Here is a 19,743-nt window from a genome sequence, read left to right on the forward strand (position 1 = left end):
CCAACCAAGACAGCCCGCCGCCTCCGGTCTCCCATCCGCCCTTAGACCAACAGGAGGCATCCAGTATGCCCGCTTCGCTTCTCCCCGCGGCAGTCCTTCGCGCGGGTGACGCCACCGCCCTGTGGGCGGAGGCGAGGGTCACCGACCTGCTCGACGGAGCCCCCGAGAACACCGCCGCCCCGGTGTACGGCTCGCCTGAGTGGCTGGCGCTGCCGGCCGGACATCCGCTGAAGTCCGTGGCTGTCCTTACGGCCGCCGAGGCCTGGCGCCGCCAGATGCTCGAACAGCAGCGGCTCGACGCGCTCGCCGATGCCGACCCGGACGCCTGGTTCCGAGAGGTCACCGCCGAGGCGGACCGGCACGCCGCCCGCCACGGCCGGCGGCTGGCCGAGGCGCCGACGCGAGACGAGTTCGCTCAGCGCCGCCGCGCTCAGGCCCCGCGCCCGGTGGCCGCGACGCCGGGGTGGCCGGTGCGGGTGCCCGGTCGGCCCGGTCTGTGGCGGCACTGCCTGAACGGACAGCAGATCGACCTGCCCACCCCCACCGCCGCTGAGGCTCGGAGGGCTGCCGCATGACCAGCATCGCCAAGGACGAGGAGCTTCCGGCCCCGTCCAACCCCATGGCTGTCGCCCGCCACCTGCTGCCGGACTGGGAGCAGGACGGGCAGCTCATCCACCGCCGTTGGCGCGGTTCGTGGATGGGCTGGGCCGAATCCCACTGGGCCGAGCGCGACGAACAGGTCGTGCGTGCCGAGCTGTACAAGCGGCTGGAGCACGCCGTCTACGTGGCCGGCACCGACAACGACGGCAACGAGGAAACCCGCCCCTGGGCGCCGACCAAGACGAAGATCTCCAACCTGCTGGACGCCCTGACCGCGCTCACGCTGCTGCCCACCGAGAGCGACCCGCCCTCGTGGATCGGCGACGAGGAGCGGGACGACGGGCCGCTGGTGGCATGCGCGAACGGCATTCTCCGCATCCGGGACAGGGAACTGCTGCCGCTCAGCCCGGAGTTCTTCAACCTCGTCTCCGTCCCCTTCGCCTACGACGAGGGCGCCCGCGCGCCGACCTGGGAACGCTTCCTGTCCCAGATCTGGCCCGAGGACCCGGACAGCATCCGCGCGTTGCAGGAGTGGTTCGGCTACGTGCTCTCCGGCCGCACCGACCAGCAGAAGATCCTGCTCGTCGTCGGCCCCACCCGGTCCGGGAAGGGCACCATCGCCCGCGTTCTCAAAGAGCTGGTCGGCAAGGGCAACCTCGCCGGCCCCACCCTGGCCGGTCTCGGCACGAACTTCGGGCTCTCCTCCCTGCTGGGCAAGTCCCTCGCGGTCATCTCCGACGCCCGCCTGGCGGGCAAGGGAGAGGGCCAGATCGTGGAGCGGCTGCTGACCATCTCGGGCGAGGACACCATCGACATCGACCGCAAGTTCCGCGACCCGTGGACGGGCAAGCTGCCGACCCGGTTGATGCTGCTGTCCAACGAGCTGCCGAACTTCGGCGACTCCTCCGGCGTCATCGCTCGCCGCTTCATCGCGCTGAACATGACGGTCTCCTGGCTCGGCAAGGAGGACACCGAGCTGACCAACAAGCTCGCCGCCGAGATGCCCGGCATTCTCAACTGGGCCCTGGAAGGGCTCGCGCGCCTGGAGGAGACCGGGCACATCACTGAACCGGCTTCCTCCCGCGAGGCCATCACCACGATGCAGGACACCGCGAGTCCGACCTCTGCGTTCGTCCGCGAATGCTGCGAGACCGGGCCGACGGCCTCGGTGCCGGTGGATGAACTGTGGGCCGTCTGGAAGCAGTGGGCCGAGGACAACGGCGTGCGCGCGGTCGGCACGAAGCAGATGTTCGGCCGCAACCTTCAGTCCGTCGTCCCGCAGATGCACCGCACCCGCCCCCGGGGCGCCGATGGACAGCAGGTGGCGACCTACAACGGGATCGCGCTGAAGAGTTCGGCCCACAGTGCTCCGAGTCGTGACTCATCGCGACTCAACGCCCCGGAATCGCCTCTGAGTCGCGATGAGTCACGACTCAACGCAATGCAGCCCGAACAGAGTCAGGCGCCTCCGGGCGGGATCAGCGGGCCCAACGTCGGCCCCTGCGTGGGCTGCCAGACCCCGACCGTCCGCTACGGCCCGTACGGCACCACCCACTGCCCCAACTGCCGCTGAGAAAGGAACGTGGCATGCCGCTTGCCAAGGCGCCTCACGGCGACGCTCTCCTGACCATTCCTCAGGTCATCGAAGAACTCGACGTGCCCCGGTCCACTTTCTACCGGTGGCGACAGCTCCGAAAGGGCCCCAAGGCCATCAAGCTCCCCAATGGGGACGTCCGGGTCCGTCGTTCGGAAATGGACCGTTGGATCTCCTCCATGGAGGACGCTGCGTGAACCACAGCACGATGCAAGGGGGCGCCGACGCAGTCCGGCGCCCCCGCGCCGAAGCGGATTCTCAGGCTTCTCTCTCCACCGATGTTCGCGTGTGGAAGGTGAACAAGGTACGGAGCAAGAAGGCGCCTTATCAGGTGCGCTGGAAGGTTGCCGGACAGGTGAAGTCGGCCAGCTTCTCCACGGCGGCTCTCGCTGAGAGCCGCCGCTCCGAACTCTGGCAGGCAATGGGACGTGGTGAGGCGTTCGATGTCGTCACCGGACTGCCAGCGTCGGAGCTGAGAGCCGCCGAAGCGGAGAAGAATGCTCGCCCCGATCCGAACTGGTGGGACTTTTCCCGCGAGTACATGGAGACGCGGTGGCGGACTGCCGCAGCGAAAACACGTGAAGGCCTCGCCGACAGCCTCGCGACTGTCGCGCTGGCCATGATGGGAGAGGGGCGGAAAGCGCCGCCTCTCACCGAAGTACGTGCTGCTATGCGTTGGGCGGTTGTCCCGGCCAACAGGAACGAGGAGCCGCCTGAAGATCTCCAGGCCGCCTGCGCATGGCTGGGGGAGCGCTCCCTGCCTCTCTCGGCTCTCATGGAGTCCAAGGTGGCTCGCGACGTCCACTACCGGCTCTCCTTCAAGCTGGACAACACCCCTGCTGCTGCGGACACCTACAAGCGCCGCCGGCGTGGCTTCAACACCGCGATGGAGTACGCCGTGCAGGAGGGCTACTTGGATGCGAATCCGCTCGCCGGAATGCAGCGTCCGAAGACACAGGGAGGAGACGAGATTGACCCGCGAACGCTGATGAACGCGGAGCAGGGGCGCCAGTTCCTCGTCGCGACGTCCTACGTCGGCTCCGTGCACCGGAACCGTGGCCGGCGACTGGTGGCCTTCTTCGGATGCATCCTCTATGCGGGCATGCGTCCTGCCGAAGGTGTGGGGCTGAAGCGCGATGACTGCGAACTGCCGGATAAGGGCTGGGGTGTCCTGACGTTGCATGAGACACGCCCTGTTGCCGGAAAGACGTGGACGGACTCCGGAGAGCGTCACGACCGACGAGGGCTCAAGTCGCGTGAGAAGGGGAAGACCCGCCGGGTGCCGATCCCGCCGGTCCTCGTAGCGATGCTCCGGGCGCATCTCGCCGAGTTCGGCACGGCGCCGGACGGGAGGGTGTTCCACAACGAGCGGGGCGGGCTACTCGGCTCCAGTTCCTATTGGCGAGTGTGGAAGGAAGCCAGGCCAATCGCCTTCCCGCCGCACAAGGTTGAGTCGCCGCTGGGGGAGAAGCCTTACGACGGCCGAGCCACCTGCATCACCGACTGGCTCCGCGCCGGCCTGCCAGTGGCAGAGGTTGCCCGCCGTGCGGGGAACTCCCCTGAGGTCATCCACCGGCGGTACGCCGGCGTCATCGACGACAGCGAGAAGGAGGACAACGCGAGGATCGAGCGCGCCATGGGATGGACGGGCGGCGAAGCGGCCTAGAACCCCACTCGCCACTCACTCGCGATCAGTGACAGACAACGACAAAGAGCTGGACTCAGTGGGACTGAGTCCAGCTCTTTGTATGTGGCACTCTCGCAGGTCAGCGCCATGATTGGCCTGCTATCTGCGAAGTACCCCCGGCAGGATTCGAACCTGCGCACACGGCTCCGGAGGCCGTTGCTCTATCCCCTGAGCTACGGGGGCTTGCCGCTGTGTGGGCGGCGACGTGTAGAACACTACCAGCTCGGTGGGGGTGGGTCGGAACCCGGAATCGGGGGTGCGGGATCGGGCGGGGTGGAAATGGGCAAAACCCGGACGCAGCCGGAGCGGCGGGCCTAGGCTTTGAGGCGTGCCAGGTGTGTCCGGCCGGATCCTCGTCGTCGACGACAGCAGGGTCATCCGGCAGTTGATCAGGGTCAACCTCGAACTCGAGGGGTTCGAGGTGGTGACCGCGGCCGATGGTGTGGAGTGCCTGGAAACGGTGCGCCACTTCGGCCCCGATGTGATCACGCTCGATGTGGCGATGCCCCGTCTCGACGGGCTGCGCACGGCGGAGCGGCTGCGTGCCGACCCCCGTACGCGGCACATCCCGTTGGCGCTCATCAGTGCCTGCGGCGAGGCCGGGGACGGCTTCGCCGCCGTCGACGCGTTTCTGGCGAAGCCGTTCGAGCCGGCCGAGCTGATACGGCTCGTACGGCGGTTGGTGCAGGTGGGGGCGGGGGCCACACCCACTCCCACGACCGGGCCTGCCCCCGGAGCCGGGACAGGGGCCGGAGCTGGGGCAGCCGGAGCAGGAGTCGGAGCGGGGTCAGGGCAACAGCAGCCCGACCCCGTACAACCCGCGGCCTCGCCCGGTGCCGCCCCCGGAGCCTCGACAGTGCAGCCGACGTCGGCCACGCAGCCGACGCCGACCGCTCCGGCGTCGACCGCCCCGAGAGCGACGCCACCGACGCCCGCTACGTCGATGCAGACCGCGTCGAGATCGGCAGCACCGGCTCCGGCCGCGCCGACGCCCGCTGTCCCGACGCAGACCGCGCCGAGAGCGACGGCGTCAGCGCCTGCCGCGTCGACGCCGGCCGCCCCGACGTCGACCACCCCGGCATCGACGACGCCGGCATCGACGTCCGTCGCGCCGACATCGCCGGTACCGACGCCATCAGCGCCGACCGCGCCGATGCCGACGGCACCGACATCCGCCGCTCCGACGTCGGCCGCGCCGACACCCGCCGCCCCGAAGACCGCCGGGTGAAAGACCGCCTCAGCGACTACGCCGTCGGCGTCGGCACCTCCGATGCCGACGGCCGCGGGGCCGGCAACCGCAACGTCAGCGATCGCGGCGTCGGCAACACGACGCTGACGGCCGCGGAGCAAGTAACCGCAACGTCAGCAACCACGGAGCCGGCGGCCGCGGGGCAAGCAATCACAGCGCCGACAATCACAGCGCCGACAATCACGGCGCTGGCAATCGCGGCGCCGGCAAGCACGAAGCCGGCGACCGCGACGCGAGCAATCACCACGGCGCCGGCAAGCACGAAGTCGGCAACCACGCCGAAGGCCGCGGCGCAAGCAACCACCACGGCGCCAACAACCACCGCCTCAGCGACCCCAACGCAACCAACCACCGCCCCCACACCCGCACCCCGCATCCACCCACCTCACCCCCACAGGGGTGAGTTCCATCACGGACTCCGGGGTGGGGGAAGGTGGCTCGCGGGTGTGGCCCGTGCGGTGATGGGGTGTTGACGGGGGTGGGAGCGGGGTCGCGGGGCGGCGGCGCGTCCGGCTGGTGAAACCTGTTCGCATACCCCCTGCGGCTCTCCCATACGCTTGCCCTGTGACCCCCGCACAGCTCTCCCGCACCGTGCTGCTCACCATGCGCCGCGCCGTCGAGGACGGTGAGCTGTGCGTGGCCGAGGGCGCGGATCTGCCCCAGGACGCGACCGCGGTGACCGTCGAGTCGCCGCCGCGCCGCGGGCGCGGCGACTACGCGGTCAGCATCGCCTTCCGGCTGGCCCGCGCCGTCGGCCGCCCGCCGGGCGAGATCGCCGAGCTGCTGCGTACGAGGCTGGAGCGGGAGCCGGGCGTCGCCAGGGTCGAGGTCGCGGGCGGCGGCTTCCTCAACATCACGCTCGACGACGCCGCGCGCGCCGACCTCGTACGCGAGCTGGCCGCCGAGGACCCCGGATGCTGCCCCGACGACCCGGCGAACGATATCGCGCAGTGGGCCGCCGCCACCGGCGACGACCCCGAGAAGCTCAAGGTGCGCAAGGCGACGGTGAACCCGCTCTTCCGGGTGCAGTACGCCCACGCACGTACCCGCGCGCTGCTGCGCAACGGCGGCGATCTCGGCGTCGTCGCCGAGGCGTGCGGGACCGACAACGCGGCCTCGGAGCGGGCGCTGCTCGCGCTGCTGGCGGACCACGGACGGTTCTGCGGCGCCGAAGCGGCGGCGCAGGCGCGGCACTTGGAGGCCGTGGCCGACGCGTTCTTCGACTTCCACGACTCGTGCCCCCCGCTGCCCCGCGGCGGGCAGAAACCCGGGGCCGCCCACCGTTCGCGGCTGGCCCTCGCCGAGGCCACCGGAGCGGTGCTCGCGGGCGGCCTGACCAGGCTCGGCGTGACCGCACCCGCCCACCTGTGACCGTACGAGGGGACACCACAAGCTCATGAGCCGCTCCGCACACCCCGCCGGACCCCGGCACGCCGACGTGCTGCCCGAGGGCCACTACTCGGGACCGCCCACCGACCTCAACGCGCTCGACCCGCAGGTGTGGGCGCGCACCGTGCAGCGGACCGCGACCGGTTCCGTGACCGTCGGGGGCGTCGACGTGGCGCGCCTGGCCGAGGAGTTCGGCACGCCCGCGTACTTCCTCGACGAGGACGACTTCCGCGCCCGGTGCAGGGAGTGGCGTGAGGCGTTCGGCGAGGGCGCCGACGTGTTCTACGCGGGCAAGGCCTTCCTCTCCCGCGCCGTCGTGCGCTGGCTGCACGAGGAGGGGCTGAACCTCGACGTCTGCTCGGGCGGCGAGCTGGCCACCGCGCTGGGCGCCGGCATGCCGGCCGAGCGCATCGCGCTGCACGGCAACAACAAGTCGGACGCCGAGATCGCCCGCGCCGTCGAGTCGGGCGTCGGGCGGATCGTGCTCGACTCCTTCCAGGAGATCGTGAAGGTCGCGCACATCGCCGAGAGCCTGGGCCGGCGCCAGCCGGTGCAGATCCGGGTGACGGTCGGCGTCGAGGCGCACACCCACGAGTTCATCGCGACGGCGCACGAGGACCAGAAGTTCGGGCTCGCGCTCGCCGACGGCACAGCGGCCGAGGCGGTGCGCCGGGTGCTGAAGCTGGACAGCCTGGAGCTCATCGGCATCCACTCGCACATCGGCTCGCAGATCTTCGACATGGCCGGCTTCGAGGTCTCGGCGCGCCGGGTCGTCGGGCTGCTCAGCGAGGTGCGGGACGAGCACGGCGTGGAGCTCCCGGAGATCGACCTGGGCGGCGGCCTGGGCATCGCGTACACCCCGGACGACGACCCGCGCGAGCCGCACGAGATCGCCAAGGCGCTCGGCGACATCGTCGCGCGCGAGTGCGAGAGCGCGGGCCTGGCGGTGCCGCGCCTTTCGGTGGAGCCGGGGCGGGCGATCGTCGGGCCGACCGCGTTCACGCTGTACGAGGTGGGTACGGTCAAGGAGCTGGAGGGCCTGCGCACGTACGTGAGCGTGGACGGCGGGATGTCGGACAACATCCGCACCGCGCTGTACGACGCGGAGTACACCGTCTCGCTGGTCTCCCGCGCCTCGGACGCCGAGCCGATGCTCTCGCGGGTGGTCGGCAAGCACTGCGAGAGCGGGGACATCGTCGTACGCGACGCCTTCCTGCCCGCGGACCTGGCACCCGGCGACCTGCTCGCGGTGCCCGCCACCGGCGCGTACTGCCGTTCCATGGCGAGCAACTACAACCACGCGCTGAAGCCGCCGGTCGTGGCGGTGCGCGGGGGCGAGGCGCGGGTCATCGTCCGGCGGGAGACGGAGGAGGATCTCCTGCGACTGGATGTCGGCTAGCGAGATATGTGTCTCGCATACTGGACCCGGCGTGGATTCTCCGGACCGGTACGTGAGACTTGAGGCACCCGAAATGACGAGAAGCGAGGTCGAATGATGCGTACGCGTCCGCTGAAGGTGGCGCTGCTGGGCTGTGGAGTCGTCGGCTCAGAGGTGGCGCGCATCATGACGACGCACGCCGAGGACCTCGCCGCGCGGATCGGCGCCCCGGTCGAGCTGGCCGGGGTCGCCGTGCGCCGTCCGGACCGGGTGCGCGAGGGGATCGACCCCTCGCTGGTGACCACCGACGCCGAGGCGCTGGCCAAACGCGCGGACGTCGACGTGATCGTCGAGGTCATCGGCGGCATCGAGCCGGCCCGCGGCCTGATCACCACCGCCTTCGAGAACGGCGCCAGCGTCGTCACCGCCAACAAGGCGCTGCTCGCCGAGGACGGCTCCACGCTGCACGAGGCGGCCGAGAAGCACGGCGCCGACCTCTTCTACGAGGCCGCCGTGGCCGCCGCGATCCCGCTGGTACGGCCGCTGCGCGAATCCCTCGCTGGGGACAAGGTCAACCGGGTGCTCGGCATCGTGAACGGCACCACCAACTTCATCCTCGACAAGATGGACACCACCGGCGCCGGCTACGGCGAGGCGCTGGACGAGGCCACCGCGCTCGGCTACGCGGAGGCCGACCCGACCGCGGACGTCGAGGGCTTCGACGCCGCCGCCAAGGCCGCGATCCTGGCCGGCATCGCCTTCCACACCCGGGTGCGCCTCGACGACGTGTACCGCGAGGGGCTGACCGAGGTCACCGCCGCTGACATCGCCTCGGCCAAGCGCATGGGCTGCACCGTGAAGCTGCTCGCCATCTGCGAGCGCGCCGCCGACGGCCGCTCCGTGACCGCCCGCGTCCACCCCGCGATGATCCCGCTGAACCACCCGCTGGCCAGCGTGCGCGAGGCCTACAACGCGGTGTTCGTGGAGTCCGAGGCGGCCGGGCAGCTCATGTTCTACGGGCCCGGCGCGGGCGGCTCGCCGACCGCCTCGGCGGTGCTCGGCGACCTCGTGGCCGCCTGCCGCAACAAGCTCAACGGCGCCAAGGGGCCCGGCGAGTCCGCGTACACGCAGCTCCCGGTCTCGCCGATGGGCGAGGTCGTCACGCGGTACCACATCAGCCTGGACGTGGCCGACAAGCCGGGGGTTCTCGCCCAGGTCGCCACCGTCTTCGCGGAGCACGGGGTCTCCATCGACACCGTCCGCCAGCAGGGCAAGGACGGTGACGCCTGGCTCGTCGTCGTCACCCACCACGCCGCCGACGCCGCGCTCAGCGCGACCGTGGAGGCGCTGCGGAATCTGGACACCGTGCGCGGTGTCGCGAGCATCATGCGGGTCGAAGGGGAGTAAGGAAAGTGACCATCATGGAGAGTTCGTCTGCGAACGCCGGGGGCGCCGCGAGCGCGCCGGCGGGCCGCCAGTGGCGCGGCATCATCGAGGAGTACCGGGACCGCCTCCCCGTACGCCCGGAGACCACCCCGGTCACCCTGCGGGAGGGCGGCACGCCGCTCGTGCCGGCCCAGCTCCTCTCCGAACTCACCGGCTGCGACGTGCACTTGAAGGTCGAGGGCGCCAACCCGACCGGATCCTTCAAGGACCGCGGCATGACGATGGCGATCACCCGGGCCAAGGAGGAGGGCGCGCAAGCGGTCATCTGCGCCTCCACCGGGAACACCTCGGCCTCGGCCTCGGCGTACGCGGTCCGGGCCGGCATGGTCAGCGCCGTGCTGGTGCCGCAGGGCAAGATCGCGCTGGGCAAGATGGGCCAGGCGCTGGTGCACGGCGCGAAGATCCTCCAGGTCGAGGGCAACTTCGACGACTGCCTCACGCTGGCGCGCGGGCTCTCCGAGAAGTACCCGGTCGCCCTGGTGAACTCGGTGAACCCGGTGCGCATCGAGGGCCAGAAGACCGCGGCCTTCGAGGTCGTCGACATGCTCGGCGACGCCCCCGACATCCACGTGCTCCCGGTCGGCAACGCGGGCAACATCACCGCGTACTGGAAGGGCTATGGCGAGTACGCCGCCGACGGCCCGGCCACGAAGGCCCCGCGGATGTTCGGCTTCCAGGCCTCGGGCTCGGCGCCGATCGTGCGCGGCGAGCCGGTCAAGGACCCGAGCACCATCGCCACCGCGATCCGGATCGGCAATCCCGCCTCCTGGACCCTCGCCGAGCAGGCGCGGGACGAGTCCGGCGGGCTCATCGACGAGGTCACCGACCGTCAGATCCTGCGCGCCTACCGGCTGTTGGCCTCCCGCGAGGGCGTCTTCGTGGAGCCCGCCTCCGCCGCCTCGGTCGCGGGCCTGCTCCAGGCCTCCGAGCAGGGCCTGATCACGCCGGGCCAGCGCATCGTGTGCACCGTGACCGGGAACGGCCTCAAGGACCCGGACTGGGCGGTGGCCGGCGCGCCGCAGCCGATCGTGGTGCCGGTGGACGCCGACGCCGCCGCCGAGCGCCTCGGCCTGGCCTGAACCGCACGCCCGGCGGCGCCCCCGCGGCGCCGCCGGAACCCGGCGCCCCGCCGCCCGCACGGGCTCGCGGCTTCAACTGACCGGAAACCGGCCGGAGAACAGCGCCGGGACGAGGGAGCGTACGGGGGCTCGCGACACGCGTCGTGCGCCTACCGTGCGCCCTATGTCGCCAGTGAACCTTCCTTCGATAGGCTGGCATTCACCCCGGCCCCACGTACGTACGTCAGTGCGTCGGGTCTGACGGCCGGTCCGGCATGCGCCGCGGCCCGCAGGGGAGTTGCCGCAAACCAAACCAAGGAGAGTCATCGCAAGATGGCCGGTCCCGCGTTCCGCGCCGCCGCCGTCAGGGTGCGCGTTCCCGCCACCAGCGCCAACCTCGGCCCCGGCTTCGACACCCTGGGCCTCGCCCTGGGCCTCTACGACGACGTGGTCGTCAGGGTCGCCGATGCCGGGCTGCACATCGACATCGCGGGGGAGGGCGCAGAGACACTGCCGCGCGGCGAGGACCACCTGCTGGTGCGGTCCCTGCGCACCGCATTCGACCTGCTCGGCGGGCAGCCGCGCGGCCTGGAGATCGTCTGCGCCAACCGCATCCCGCACGGCCGCGGCCTCGGCTCCTCCTCGGCCGCCATCTGCGCGGGCATCATGGCGGCCCGCGCCGTGACCACCGGCGGCGAGGCCAAGCTCGACGAGACGGGGATGCTCGAGCTTGCCACCGAGATCGAGGGGCACCCGGACAACGTGGCCGCCTGCCTGTACGGCGGGTTCACGCTCGCGTGGACGGACGCCGGCGCGGCGCGGGCGATCAGGATGGAGCCCGCGCGTTCCATCGTTCCGGTGGTCTTCGTCCCCGCGAAGCCGCTGCTCACGGAGACGGCGCGCGGACTGCTTCCGCGTACCGTCCCGCACGTCGACGCCGCCTTCAACGCGGGCCGCTCGGCCCTCCTGGTGGAGGCCATGACCCGGCGGCCCGAGCTGCTGCTCGCCGCCACCGAGGACCGCCTGCACCAGGAGTACCGCGCCCCCGCGATGACGGAGAGCACCGAGCTGGTCGGGCGGCTGCGCGCCGAGGGCGTGCCCGCGGTGATCTCCGGTGCGGGGCCCACCGTGCTGGCGCTCCCCGAGGACAGCGGGGCCGCGGACAAGGTGGCCAGGCTCGCCGGCGAGGGGTGGACGGCGAACCGGCTGCATCTCGACACGGCCGGCGCGAGCGTCCTCCCGCTGGGCGCCGACGCGGCGCCGGGCGGCGTGGCGCAGACCGGTCCCTCGGGCCCGGCGCAGTGACAGGGAGATTCTGGTCCAGGAGAGGGGGAATGTTTGTTGGACCCGGTAGTGTTAACCTCAAGTCTGCACGCGCAGTCTCGTGGACCGGAGACACACCTCCGTAAAGGTCCCTAGAGTGTGGTGCTACGTGATCCCAGGGCATTGACCCGCTAGGGACCACCTCTTTCCCCCGGAGCCTCCCCACTGCCTTCGCCGCAGCATGGCAGCAGGCAGTAACAGAGAGTCCGCTCCGGATCAGCGTGAGGGCACGGCCTACACGGCTCCACGCTGGGCCATGAACTGATCTTCCCGCCGAAAGTCCAGGCGGGACCACCGTCCCGGCAGGTCCGCGAGCAGAAGGACCACACGCCGGACAGCACGACCGGTCGCCGAGCCAGACAGGCCGACGTCCGCTCCAGGGAAGGACCCTTCGTGAGCGACACCACCGATCTGATGGGCGTGAACGCCGAATCCGCGGGCAATTCCGCCGGCGATGCGGCGGCGCCCGCCACGGACGCTCCTGCCGCGCCTGCTTCCGGTGCTGCGCCCAAGCGTCGGCGCTCCGGCACCGGACTCGAGGGCATGGTCCTGGCCGAGCTCCAGCAGGTTGCCTCGCAGCTCGGCATCAAGGGCACCGCGCGGATGCGCAAGAGCCAGTTGATCGAGGTCATCAAGGAGAAGCAGGCGGGCGGCAGTTCGGCCCCCGCGGCGAAGACCGCCGACGCTCCGGCGGACGGCAAGGGCTCCAGGGGGAGCAAGGACGCCAAGCCCGCGCAGGACGGCGGCAAGGAGCCGGCGGCCAAGGGCGGCAAGTCCTCCAAGAGTGCCCAGGACGCCGGGAGTTCGGAGTCCGCGCAGGAGGAGAAGCCGAAGCGGCGCAGCACCTCCAAGGCCCGTACGGGCGAGGGCGAGTCGCAGCAGATCGAGATCCCCGGCCAGCCCAACGACGAGTCGGCGGGTCAGCGCCGCGGCCGCTCCGGCAAGGACGGCGCCGACGGCGGCGAGGGCAAGGGAGACCAGTCCAAGGGCGGTGACCAGCCCAAGGGCGACGCGAAGGGCGACGGCGGCAAGCAGGGCGGCGGCGACGGCAAGCAGCAGCAGGACCGCCAGAACAACAAGCGCGACCGCCAGCGCGACCGCGACCGCCAGCGCAACAAGAACAACGACGGCGGCGGTGGCGGCGGCCAGAACCAGGGCCAAGGCGGCGGCAACAACCGCGGCGGCAACCGCAACGACGACGACGACTTCGACGGCGGCCGGCGCGGGCGCCGCGGCCGCTACAGGGACCGCAGGGGCCGTCGCGGCCGCGACGACGCCGAGCCGCAGATCGCCGAGGACGACGTCCTGATCCCGGTCGCGGGCATCCTCGACATCCTCGACAACTACGCGTTCGTGCGGACCTCCGGCTACCTGCCCGGGCCGAACGACGTGTACGTCTCGCTGGCGCAGGTCCGCAAGAACGGGCTGCGCAAGGGCGACCACGTCACCGGCGCCGTGCGGCAGCCCCGCGAGGGCGAGCGGCGCGAGAAGTTCAACGCGCTGGTGCGGCTCGACTCGGTCAACGGCACCTCGCCCGAGGGCGGCAAGCCGTCCCGCGCCGAGTTCAACAAGCTCACGCCGCTCTACCCGCAGGAGCGGCTGCGCCTGGAGACCGACCCGGGGCACCTGACCTCGCGGATCATCGACCTGGTCGCGCCCATCGGCAAGGGCCAGCGCGGCCTGATCGTGGCCCCGCCCAAGGCGGGCAAGACCACGGTGCTGCAGTCGATCGCGAACTCCATCACGACGAACAACCCCGAGTGCCACCTGATGGTCGTGCTCGTGGACGAGCGTCCCGAGGAAGTCACCGACATGCAGCGGTCGGTGAAGGGCGAGGTCATCTCCTCGACCTTCGACCGTCCCGCCGAGGACCACACCACCATCGCGGAGCTCGCCATCGAGCGTGCCAAGCGCCTGGTGGAGCTCGGCCACGACGTGGTGGTGCTGCTCGACAACATCACCCGCCTCGGCCGCGCGTACAACCTCGCCGCCCCGGCGTCAGGACGGATCCTCTCCGGCGGTGTCGACTCGACCGCGCTGTACCCGCCGAAGAAGTTCTTCGGCGCCGCGCGGAACATCGAGGACGGTGGCTCCTTGACGATCCTCGCCGCGGCGCTGGTGGAGACCGGCTCCCGGATGGACGAGGTGATCTTCGAGGAGTTCAAGGGCACCGGCAACATGGAGCTCAAGCTCGACCGGAAGCTCGCCGAGAAGCGCATCTTCCCCGCGGTGGACGTGGACGCGTCCAGCACCCGCAAGGAGGACATCCTCATGGCGAGCGAGGAGCTCCAGATCGTCTGGAAGCTCCGCCGGGTGCTGCACGCCCTGGACCAGCAGCAGGCCATCGAGCTGCTGCTGGACAAGATGAAGCAGACGAAGTCCAACGCGGAGTTCCTGCTCCAGATCCAGAAGACCACGCCGACGCCGGGCAACAACGGCGGCGAATAACAGCGCGGTCGAGCGCCCGCACGGGCGCCGCACGGTACGAGGGCCGCCCCACCACACACGGTGGGGCGGCCCTCGCCGTGTGTCAGGCGGGGGCCCCGCGCCCTGAGAGCTTGACCACATGGCGTAGTCCTCGCGGCGTCGCCGCACGGTCCACGCCGCGAGGGCTTCGTCCCAGGTGACAGGGGGACTCCTGGGGTGATCCGGAACTAGCTCCCGGCGTCCTTCGTTACGCGGTTCTGATAACCCGTTGTGCAACCCTTCGGCAGGACACAACGTCCCGTTCAGTGGCAAACGCCAGGAAGCGGAAGCGGTACCGAAGGAAGTGACGATGGCGGACGAGAGCATCGACGGTTCGGCGGCGGCGGAGCGCCGCGGCCGCGGCATACGTCCCACCGGTCGCCGCCGCAAGCCGCGTACGGGCCGTCAGAAGGCGGTCCGGATCACCGCGTGGACGCTCGCGGCCGCGGTCGTGCTGGGCGGCGGCGGGCTCGGGGTCGCCTACTTCAAGCTCAACGGCAACATCTCCGGAGTGGACATCAACTCCGCGCTGGGCACGGACCGTCCGACCGACGTGCCCAACGGCTCGATGGACATCCTGGTCCTCGGCTCGGACTCGCGCTCGGGCGACAACGCCAAGTACGGGGCCGACGAGGGCGGCCAGCGCTCCGACACCGCGATGATCGTGCACGTCAACGAGAAGCACGACAGCGCGAGCGTGGTCTCAATCCCGCGCGACACGATGGTGCAGCGCCCCGAGTGCGAGGCGGACGACGGCAGCAAGCGCCAAGTGCCCGCGCAGCAGGCGATGTTCAACACCGCCTACGAGGTCGGCGGGCCGCCGTGCGCGGTGAAGACCGTCGAGAAGATGTCCCATGTGCGGATGGACCACTACATCGAGGTGGACTTCTCCGGCTTCAAGAAGCTGATCGACACCCTGGGCGGGGTGAAGATCACCACGCACAAGGAGATCAAGGACAAGGACAGCCACCTCGACCTGCGCCCGGGCACCCACACGCTCGGCGGCGAGCAGTCGCTCGGCCTCGTACGCACCCGGCACGGCGTCGGGGACGGCAGCGACCTGGGCCGGATCCAGCTACAGCAGGCCTTCATCAAGGCGCTGATGGACCAGGTCAACAGCGTCGGCCTGTTCGGCAACCCGAAGCGGCTCTACGACCTCGCCGACACCGCGACCTCGACGGTCACCACCGACTCGGAGCTGGACTCGGTCAACGACCTGGCAGGACTGGCGCAGATGCTCAAGGGCATCAAGTCCTCCGACATCCAGATGACGACGCTGCCGGTGCAGTACGACCCGAACGACCCGAACCGGGTGCTGCCCATGCAGGAGAAGGGGCGGCTCGTCTGGAAGGCGCTGCGGGACGACAAGCCGGTGCCGAAGGAGGCCACCAAGGACTCGGCCGGCGACCGTACCGACATAGGCGGCGTCGTGAAGTAGGCGGGGGATCACGGTCTGTGACCGCTTCCGCCGGGAATCCGCCGGGAATAGTGCGCCGGGATCCCCGGTTTTGGAGGGTGCGGTCCCTGGTGGCAAACTGGACCGTCGGCCCCGGTTCACGGGGGACAACCCGTCCACCGACCCGGCGCCCTCCCGAACCTAGGAGATACCTTGAAGCGCGACATCCACCCGGAGTACTTCGAGACCCAGGTCAGCTGCACCTGCGGTAACGAGTTCACCACCCGCAGCACCATCGCCAGCGGCTCGATCCGCGCCGACGTGTGCTCGGCGTGCCACCCCTTCTACACCGGCAAGCAGAAGATCCTCGACACCGGTGGCCGCGTGGCCCGCTTCGAGGCCCGCTTCGGCAAGAGCGCCGGCGCCTCGAAGAAGTAGCTGCTCAAGAGCGCCGGTCCACGGCCGCCCCGCGCCGGGCGGCCGGACCGGCGCTCTTTTTCATGCGCGCCGCGCGTACGGGGGCCGACGCGACGTCTGCTGTTGTCCGTTGTTGTCCGAAGCACCAGTGACGCCCACGTAAGGGACGAATGCGATGTTCGAGGCGGTCGAGGAACTGGTCGGTGAGCACGCCGACCTGGAGAAGAAGCTCGCCGACCCCGCGATCCACGCCGACCAGGCGGGCGCTCGCAGGCTCAACAAGCGGTACGCCGAGCTGACCCCGGTCATCGACACCTACCGCGCCTGGAAGCAGGCCGGTGAGGACATCGCCACCGCCCGCGAACTGGCCGACGAGGACCCGGACTTCGCCGCCGAGGCCAAGGAGCAGGAGCAGCGCCGCGAGGAGCTCACCGAGAAGCTCAGGCTGCTGCTGGTGCCCCGCGACCCCAGCGACGACAAGGACGTCATCCTGGAGATCAAGGCGGGCGAGGGCGGCGACGAGTCCGCGCTCTTCGCCGGCGACCTCCTGCGGATGTACCTGCGCTACGCGGAGCGGCTCGGCTGGAAGACCGAGATCCTGGAGTCCAACGAGTCCGACCTCGGCGGCTACAAGGACGTGCAGGTCGCCGTGAAGACCAAGGGCCAGACCGAGCCCGGCAACGGCGTGTGGGCCCGCCTGAAGTACGAGGGCGGGGTGCACCGCGTGCAGCGCGTGCCCGCCACCGAGTCGCAGGGCCGCATCCACACCTCGGCCGCCGGGGTGCTGGTGCTCCCCGAGGCCGAGGAGGTCGACGTGGAGATCAACGCCAACGACCTGCGCATCGACGTCTACCGCTCCTCGGGTCCCGGCGGCCAGTCCGTCAACACCACGGACTCCGCCGTACGCATCACGCACGAGCCCACCGGCATCGTCGTCTCCTGCCAGAACGAGAAGAGCCAGCTCCAGAACAAGGAGCAGGCCATGCGCATCCTCCGCGCCAGGCTGCTGGCCGCCGCGCAGGAGGAGGCCGAGAAGGAGGCGAGCGACGCGCGCCGCAGCCAGGTCCGTACGGTGGACAGGTCCGAGCGCGTGCGCACCTACAACTTCCCGGAGAACCGGATCTCCGACCACCGGGTGGGCTTCAAGGCGTACAACCTGGACCAGGTGCTCGACGGCGAGCTCGACCCGGTGATCCAGGCGTGCGTGGACGCCGACTCCGCTGCCAAGCTGGCCGCGGCCTGAGCCCGGATCCCGGGCCTACGCAACTCCAGGAAGACTGGGAGAGGACGCGCGTGAACGTGCTGCTTGCCGAGGTGGCCCAGGCCACCCAGCGGTTGGCCGACGCCGGGGTGCCCTCGCCGCGTTTCGACGCGGAGGAGCTGGCGGCGTTCGTGCACGGCGTCAAGCGCGCGGAGCTGATCCGTGTCGCCGACGCCGACTTCGACGCCCGCTACTGGGAGGCCGTGGCGCGCCGCGAGGCCCGCGAGCCGCTCCAGCACATCACCGGGCGCGCCTTCTTCCGCTACCTCGAACTCCACGTCGGGCCCGGTGTGTTCGTGCCCAGGCCGGAGACCGAGTCCGTGGTCGGCTGGGCCATAGACGCCGTGCGTGCCATGGACACGGCCGAGCCGCTGATCGTCGACCTGTGCACGGGCTCCGGCGCGATCGCCCTCGCCCTCGCCCAGGAGGTCCCGCGCTCCCGCGTGTACGCGGTCGAGCTGGACGAGGGCGCGTACGGCTGGGCGCGCAAGAACGTCGAGGGCAGCCGCGTCGAGCTGCGGAACGGTGACGCGTTCACCGCGTTCCCCGAACTCGACGGACAGGTCGACCTCGTGGTGTCCAACCCGCCCTACATTCCGCTCACCGAGTGGGAGTATGTGGCTCCCGAGGCGCGCGACCACGATCCGCAACTCGCGTTGTTCTCGGGAGAGGACGGACTGGACACCATCCGCGGCCTGGAGCGCACCGCGCACCGGCTGCTGCGGCCCGGCGGTGTCGTCGTCGTGGAACACGCCGACACCCAGGGCGGCCAGGTCCCGTGGATCTTCACGGAGGACCGCGGCTGGTCGGATGCCGCCGACCACCCCGACCTCAACAACCGGCCCCGTTTTGCCACTGCACGCAGGGAGGTGCCGTGATGGCACGGCGTTACGACTGCACCGACGCGACCGACCGGAAGACCGGCCTGCGCGAGGCCGCTTCGGCGGTGCGCCGCGGCGAACTCGTCGTGCTGCCCACCGATACCGTCTACGGCATCGGCGCCGACGCGTTCAGCGCGGACGCCGTCGGCGATCTTCTGGAGGCCAAGGGCCGCAGCCGGGGCATGCCCTCGCCGGTCCTCGTCGGCTCCCCGAACACGCTGCACGGCCTCGTCACCGACTTCTCCGAGACGGCCTGGGAGCTGGTGGACGCCTTCTGGCCGGGCGCGCTGACGATCATCGCCCGCCACCAGCCGTCGCTGACCTGGGACTTGGGGGAGACCAGCGGCACGGTCGCGGTGCGCATGCCGCTGCACCCGGTCGCGATCGAGCTGCTCACCGAGTTCGGCCCGATGGCCGTCTCCTCGGCCAACCTCACCGGGCACCCGGCGCCGCAGACCTGCGACGCCGCGCAGGACATGCTCGGCGACTCCGTCGCGGTCTACCTCGACGGCGGGCCCACGCCCGACGCCGTGCCCTCCTCCATCGTCGACGTCAGCGGCAGCGTGCCGGTGCTCCGTCGCGCGGGCGCGCTCAGCGCGGAGGAGCTGCGGAAGGTCGTGCCCGACCTGGAGGTGGCCTCGTGACAGCGGCCCCGACCGACTGCCGCGTACGGGCTGGAGGATATCGGCAGTGCCGCGTCATCCCGGGGGCCGACCCCCGGACCCCCGGCCGGAAGAGCAGGGGCATGCGGCGCCCGGGACCGCCCCCACGAGGTGAACATCAGTGAACGCCCCCCAAGGGCGTGGATCCGCGGAGTCCTACGGCATAAGCGGCGCCGACACCGGTTTCGGACCGAGTGGCGCCGACGGCATGTTCCGCATCCTCCACGTCTCGACCGGCAACGTCTGCCGCTCGCCCATCACCGAGCGGCTGACCCGTCATGCCCTGGCGGGCAGGCTCGGCGACGCGCGCAGCGGCGGGATCGTCGTGGAGAGCGCGGGCACCTGGGGCCACGAGGGCGCGCCGATGGAGGACCACGCGGCCGAGGTGCTGCTGGAGCACGGCGCCGACCCGGAGGGCTTCCGGGGCCGCGAGCTGCTGGACGAGCACGTCATCCGCGCCGACCTCGTACTGACGGCGACGCGGGACCACCGCGCGCAGGTCATATCGATGGGGCACTCGGCCGGGCTGCGCACCTTCACGCTCAAGGAGTTCACCCGCCTCGTGCGTGCCATAGACGCCGCCACGCTGCCCCTGCCGCAGAGCGCGGAGGGCGTGGTGGAGCGCGCCCGCGCCCTGGTGCAGGCGGCCGCCGCGCTGCGCGGCTGGCTGCTGGCGCCGAGCCCCGAGGCGGACGAGATCCACGATCCGTACGGGGCGCCCATCCCGTACTTCAGGACCGTGGGCCAGGAGATCGACGGCGCGCTGGACCCCGTGGTCACGGCGCTGACCGGGGTGCAGGCACCGACCGGGCACCACACCTAGCCGCGCGTGCGCGCGCACGCGCCGGCAGGTCCGCAGCGGTACGGGGAACCGCCGGGACGTCCCCCGGGTCGTAGCGTGTGGGCCTCCGCAGGTTCGCGAGAAGCTTCTTGGGA

General features: G+C 71.0%; 18 protein-coding genes and 1 tRNA gene. 17 read left to right on the plus strand and 2 right to left on the minus strand.

Annotated features, from left to right (window positions below; all coding sequences use genetic code 11):
* Positions 1-65 precede the first annotated feature (65 nt).
* From ABEE00_RS30850 to ABEE00_RS30865, 4 genes are read left to right on the plus strand one after another with little or no spacing between them, the layout of a single operon-like run.
* Positions 66-575 carry a hypothetical protein gene (locus ABEE00_RS30850; protein ID WP_345749037.1) on the plus strand — a complete coding sequence of 170 codons (510 nt, stop codon included), beginning with the start codon at positions 66-68 and terminating at the stop codon, positions 573-575.
* The gene (locus tag ABEE00_RS30855; protein ID WP_345749038.1) at positions 572-2,173 is read left to right on the plus strand and encodes a DNA primase family protein; all 1,602 of its coding nucleotides are present in this window, start codon (positions 572-574) and stop codon (positions 2,171-2,173) included. The genes ABEE00_RS30850 and ABEE00_RS30855 overlap by 4 nt, the downstream gene beginning before the upstream one ends.
* A gap of 14 nt (positions 2,174-2,187) precedes the next feature.
* Entirely contained in the window at positions 2,188-2,391 is a 204-nt protein-coding gene (locus ABEE00_RS30860) for a helix-turn-helix transcriptional regulator (RefSeq protein WP_345749039.1), read from the plus strand.
* On the plus strand, positions 2,388-3,860 hold the full coding sequence (locus tag ABEE00_RS30865; protein WP_345749040.1) for a tyrosine-type recombinase/integrase: 1,473 nt from the start codon (positions 2,388-2,390) through the stop codon (positions 3,858-3,860). Before ABEE00_RS30860 ends, ABEE00_RS30865 begins: the two co-directional genes overlap by 4 nt.
* A 132-nt stretch (positions 3,861-3,992) precedes the next feature.
* Here the strand turns inward: ABEE00_RS30865 and ABEE00_RS30870 are convergent.
* Positions 3,993-4,064: transfer RNA gene (locus ABEE00_RS30870), tRNA-Arg, on the minus strand.
* 145 nt (positions 4,065-4,209) lie between these two features.
* Between ABEE00_RS30870 and ABEE00_RS30875 the strand changes: the two genes are divergently transcribed.
* A complete protein-coding gene (locus ABEE00_RS30875; RefSeq protein WP_345749041.1) occupies positions 4,210-5,109 on the plus strand; it encodes a response regulator transcription factor in 900 nt (299 codons plus the stop codon).
* 16 nt (positions 5,110-5,125) lie between these two features.
* Here ABEE00_RS30875 and ABEE00_RS30880 read toward each other — a convergent pair whose 3' ends face one another.
* Entirely contained in the window at positions 5,126-5,452 is a 327-nt protein-coding gene (locus ABEE00_RS30880) for a hypothetical protein (protein ID WP_345749042.1), read from the minus strand.
* 242 nt (positions 5,453-5,694) lie between these two features.
* On the opposite strand from ABEE00_RS30880, the gene ABEE00_RS30885 reads away from it, so the two are divergent.
* The 12 genes from ABEE00_RS30885 to ABEE00_RS30940 all read left to right on the plus strand — a co-directional run bounded on the left by ABEE00_RS30885 (position 5,695) and on the right by ABEE00_RS30940 (position 19,630).
* A complete protein-coding gene (locus tag ABEE00_RS30885) occupies positions 5,695-6,501 on the plus strand; it encodes a DALR anticodon-binding domain-containing protein (protein WP_345749043.1) in 807 nt (268 codons plus the stop codon).
* A 25-nt stretch (positions 6,502-6,526) separates the two neighbouring features.
* Complete coding sequence (gene lysA / locus ABEE00_RS30890) at positions 6,527-7,918, plus strand: diaminopimelate decarboxylase (protein WP_345749044.1); 1,392 nt, start codon at positions 6,527-6,529, stop codon at positions 7,916-7,918.
* Positions 7,919-8,011: 93 nt separating this feature from the next.
* Positions 8,012-9,304 carry a homoserine dehydrogenase gene (locus tag ABEE00_RS30895; protein ID WP_345749045.1) on the plus strand — a complete coding sequence of 431 codons (1,293 nt, stop codon included), beginning with the start codon at positions 8,012-8,014 and terminating at the stop codon, positions 9,302-9,304.
* Between the two features lie 14 nt (positions 9,305-9,318).
* Positions 9,319-10,422, plus strand: coding sequence for a threonine synthase (gene thrC, locus ABEE00_RS30900; protein ID WP_345749046.1), 1,104 nt, complete (start codon positions 9,319-9,321; stop codon positions 10,420-10,422).
* Positions 10,423-10,734: 312 nt separating this feature from the next.
* A complete protein-coding gene (thrB, locus tag ABEE00_RS30905) occupies positions 10,735-11,706 on the plus strand; it encodes a homoserine kinase (RefSeq protein ID WP_345749047.1) in 972 nt (323 codons plus the stop codon).
* 411 nt (positions 11,707-12,117) lie between these two features.
* Positions 12,118-14,172: a transcription termination factor Rho gene (rho, locus tag ABEE00_RS30910; RefSeq protein ID WP_345749048.1), complete on the plus strand. Its 2,055-nt coding sequence runs from the start codon at positions 12,118-12,120 to the stop codon at positions 14,170-14,172.
* A gap of 328 nt (positions 14,173-14,500) precedes the next feature.
* Positions 14,501-15,628: an LCP family protein gene (locus tag ABEE00_RS30915; protein WP_345749049.1), complete on the plus strand. Its 1,128-nt coding sequence runs from the start codon at positions 14,501-14,503 to the stop codon at positions 15,626-15,628.
* 171 nt (positions 15,629-15,799) lie between these two features.
* Positions 15,800-16,024, plus strand: a complete 225-nt coding sequence (rpmE, locus tag ABEE00_RS30920) for a 50S ribosomal protein L31 (protein WP_345749050.1) — start codon at positions 15,800-15,802, stop codon at positions 16,022-16,024.
* A 154-nt stretch (positions 16,025-16,178) separates the two neighbouring features.
* Positions 16,179-17,246, plus strand: coding sequence for a peptide chain release factor 1 (prfA, locus tag ABEE00_RS30925; RefSeq protein ID WP_345749051.1), 1,068 nt, complete (start codon positions 16,179-16,181; stop codon positions 17,244-17,246).
* Between the two features lie 50 nt (positions 17,247-17,296).
* Positions 17,297-18,142, plus strand: a complete 846-nt coding sequence (gene prmC / locus ABEE00_RS30930) for a peptide chain release factor N(5)-glutamine methyltransferase (RefSeq protein ID WP_345749052.1) — start codon at positions 17,297-17,299, stop codon at positions 18,140-18,142.
* Positions 18,142-18,789 carry an L-threonylcarbamoyladenylate synthase gene (locus ABEE00_RS30935; protein ID WP_345749053.1) on the plus strand — a complete coding sequence of 216 codons (648 nt, stop codon included), beginning with the start codon at positions 18,142-18,144 and terminating at the stop codon, positions 18,787-18,789. Before prmC ends, ABEE00_RS30935 begins: the two co-directional genes overlap by 1 nt.
* Positions 18,790-18,928: 139 nt before the next feature.
* Entirely contained in the window at positions 18,929-19,630 is a 702-nt protein-coding gene (locus ABEE00_RS30940) for an arsenate reductase/protein-tyrosine-phosphatase family protein (RefSeq protein WP_451918703.1), read from the plus strand.
* Positions 19,631-19,743: the final 113 nt, after the last annotated feature.

The sequence above is a fragment of the Streptomyces odontomachicola genome, assembly GCF_039605595.1.
Lineage (GTDB): Bacteria > Actinomycetota > Actinomycetes > Streptomycetales > Streptomycetaceae > Streptomyces.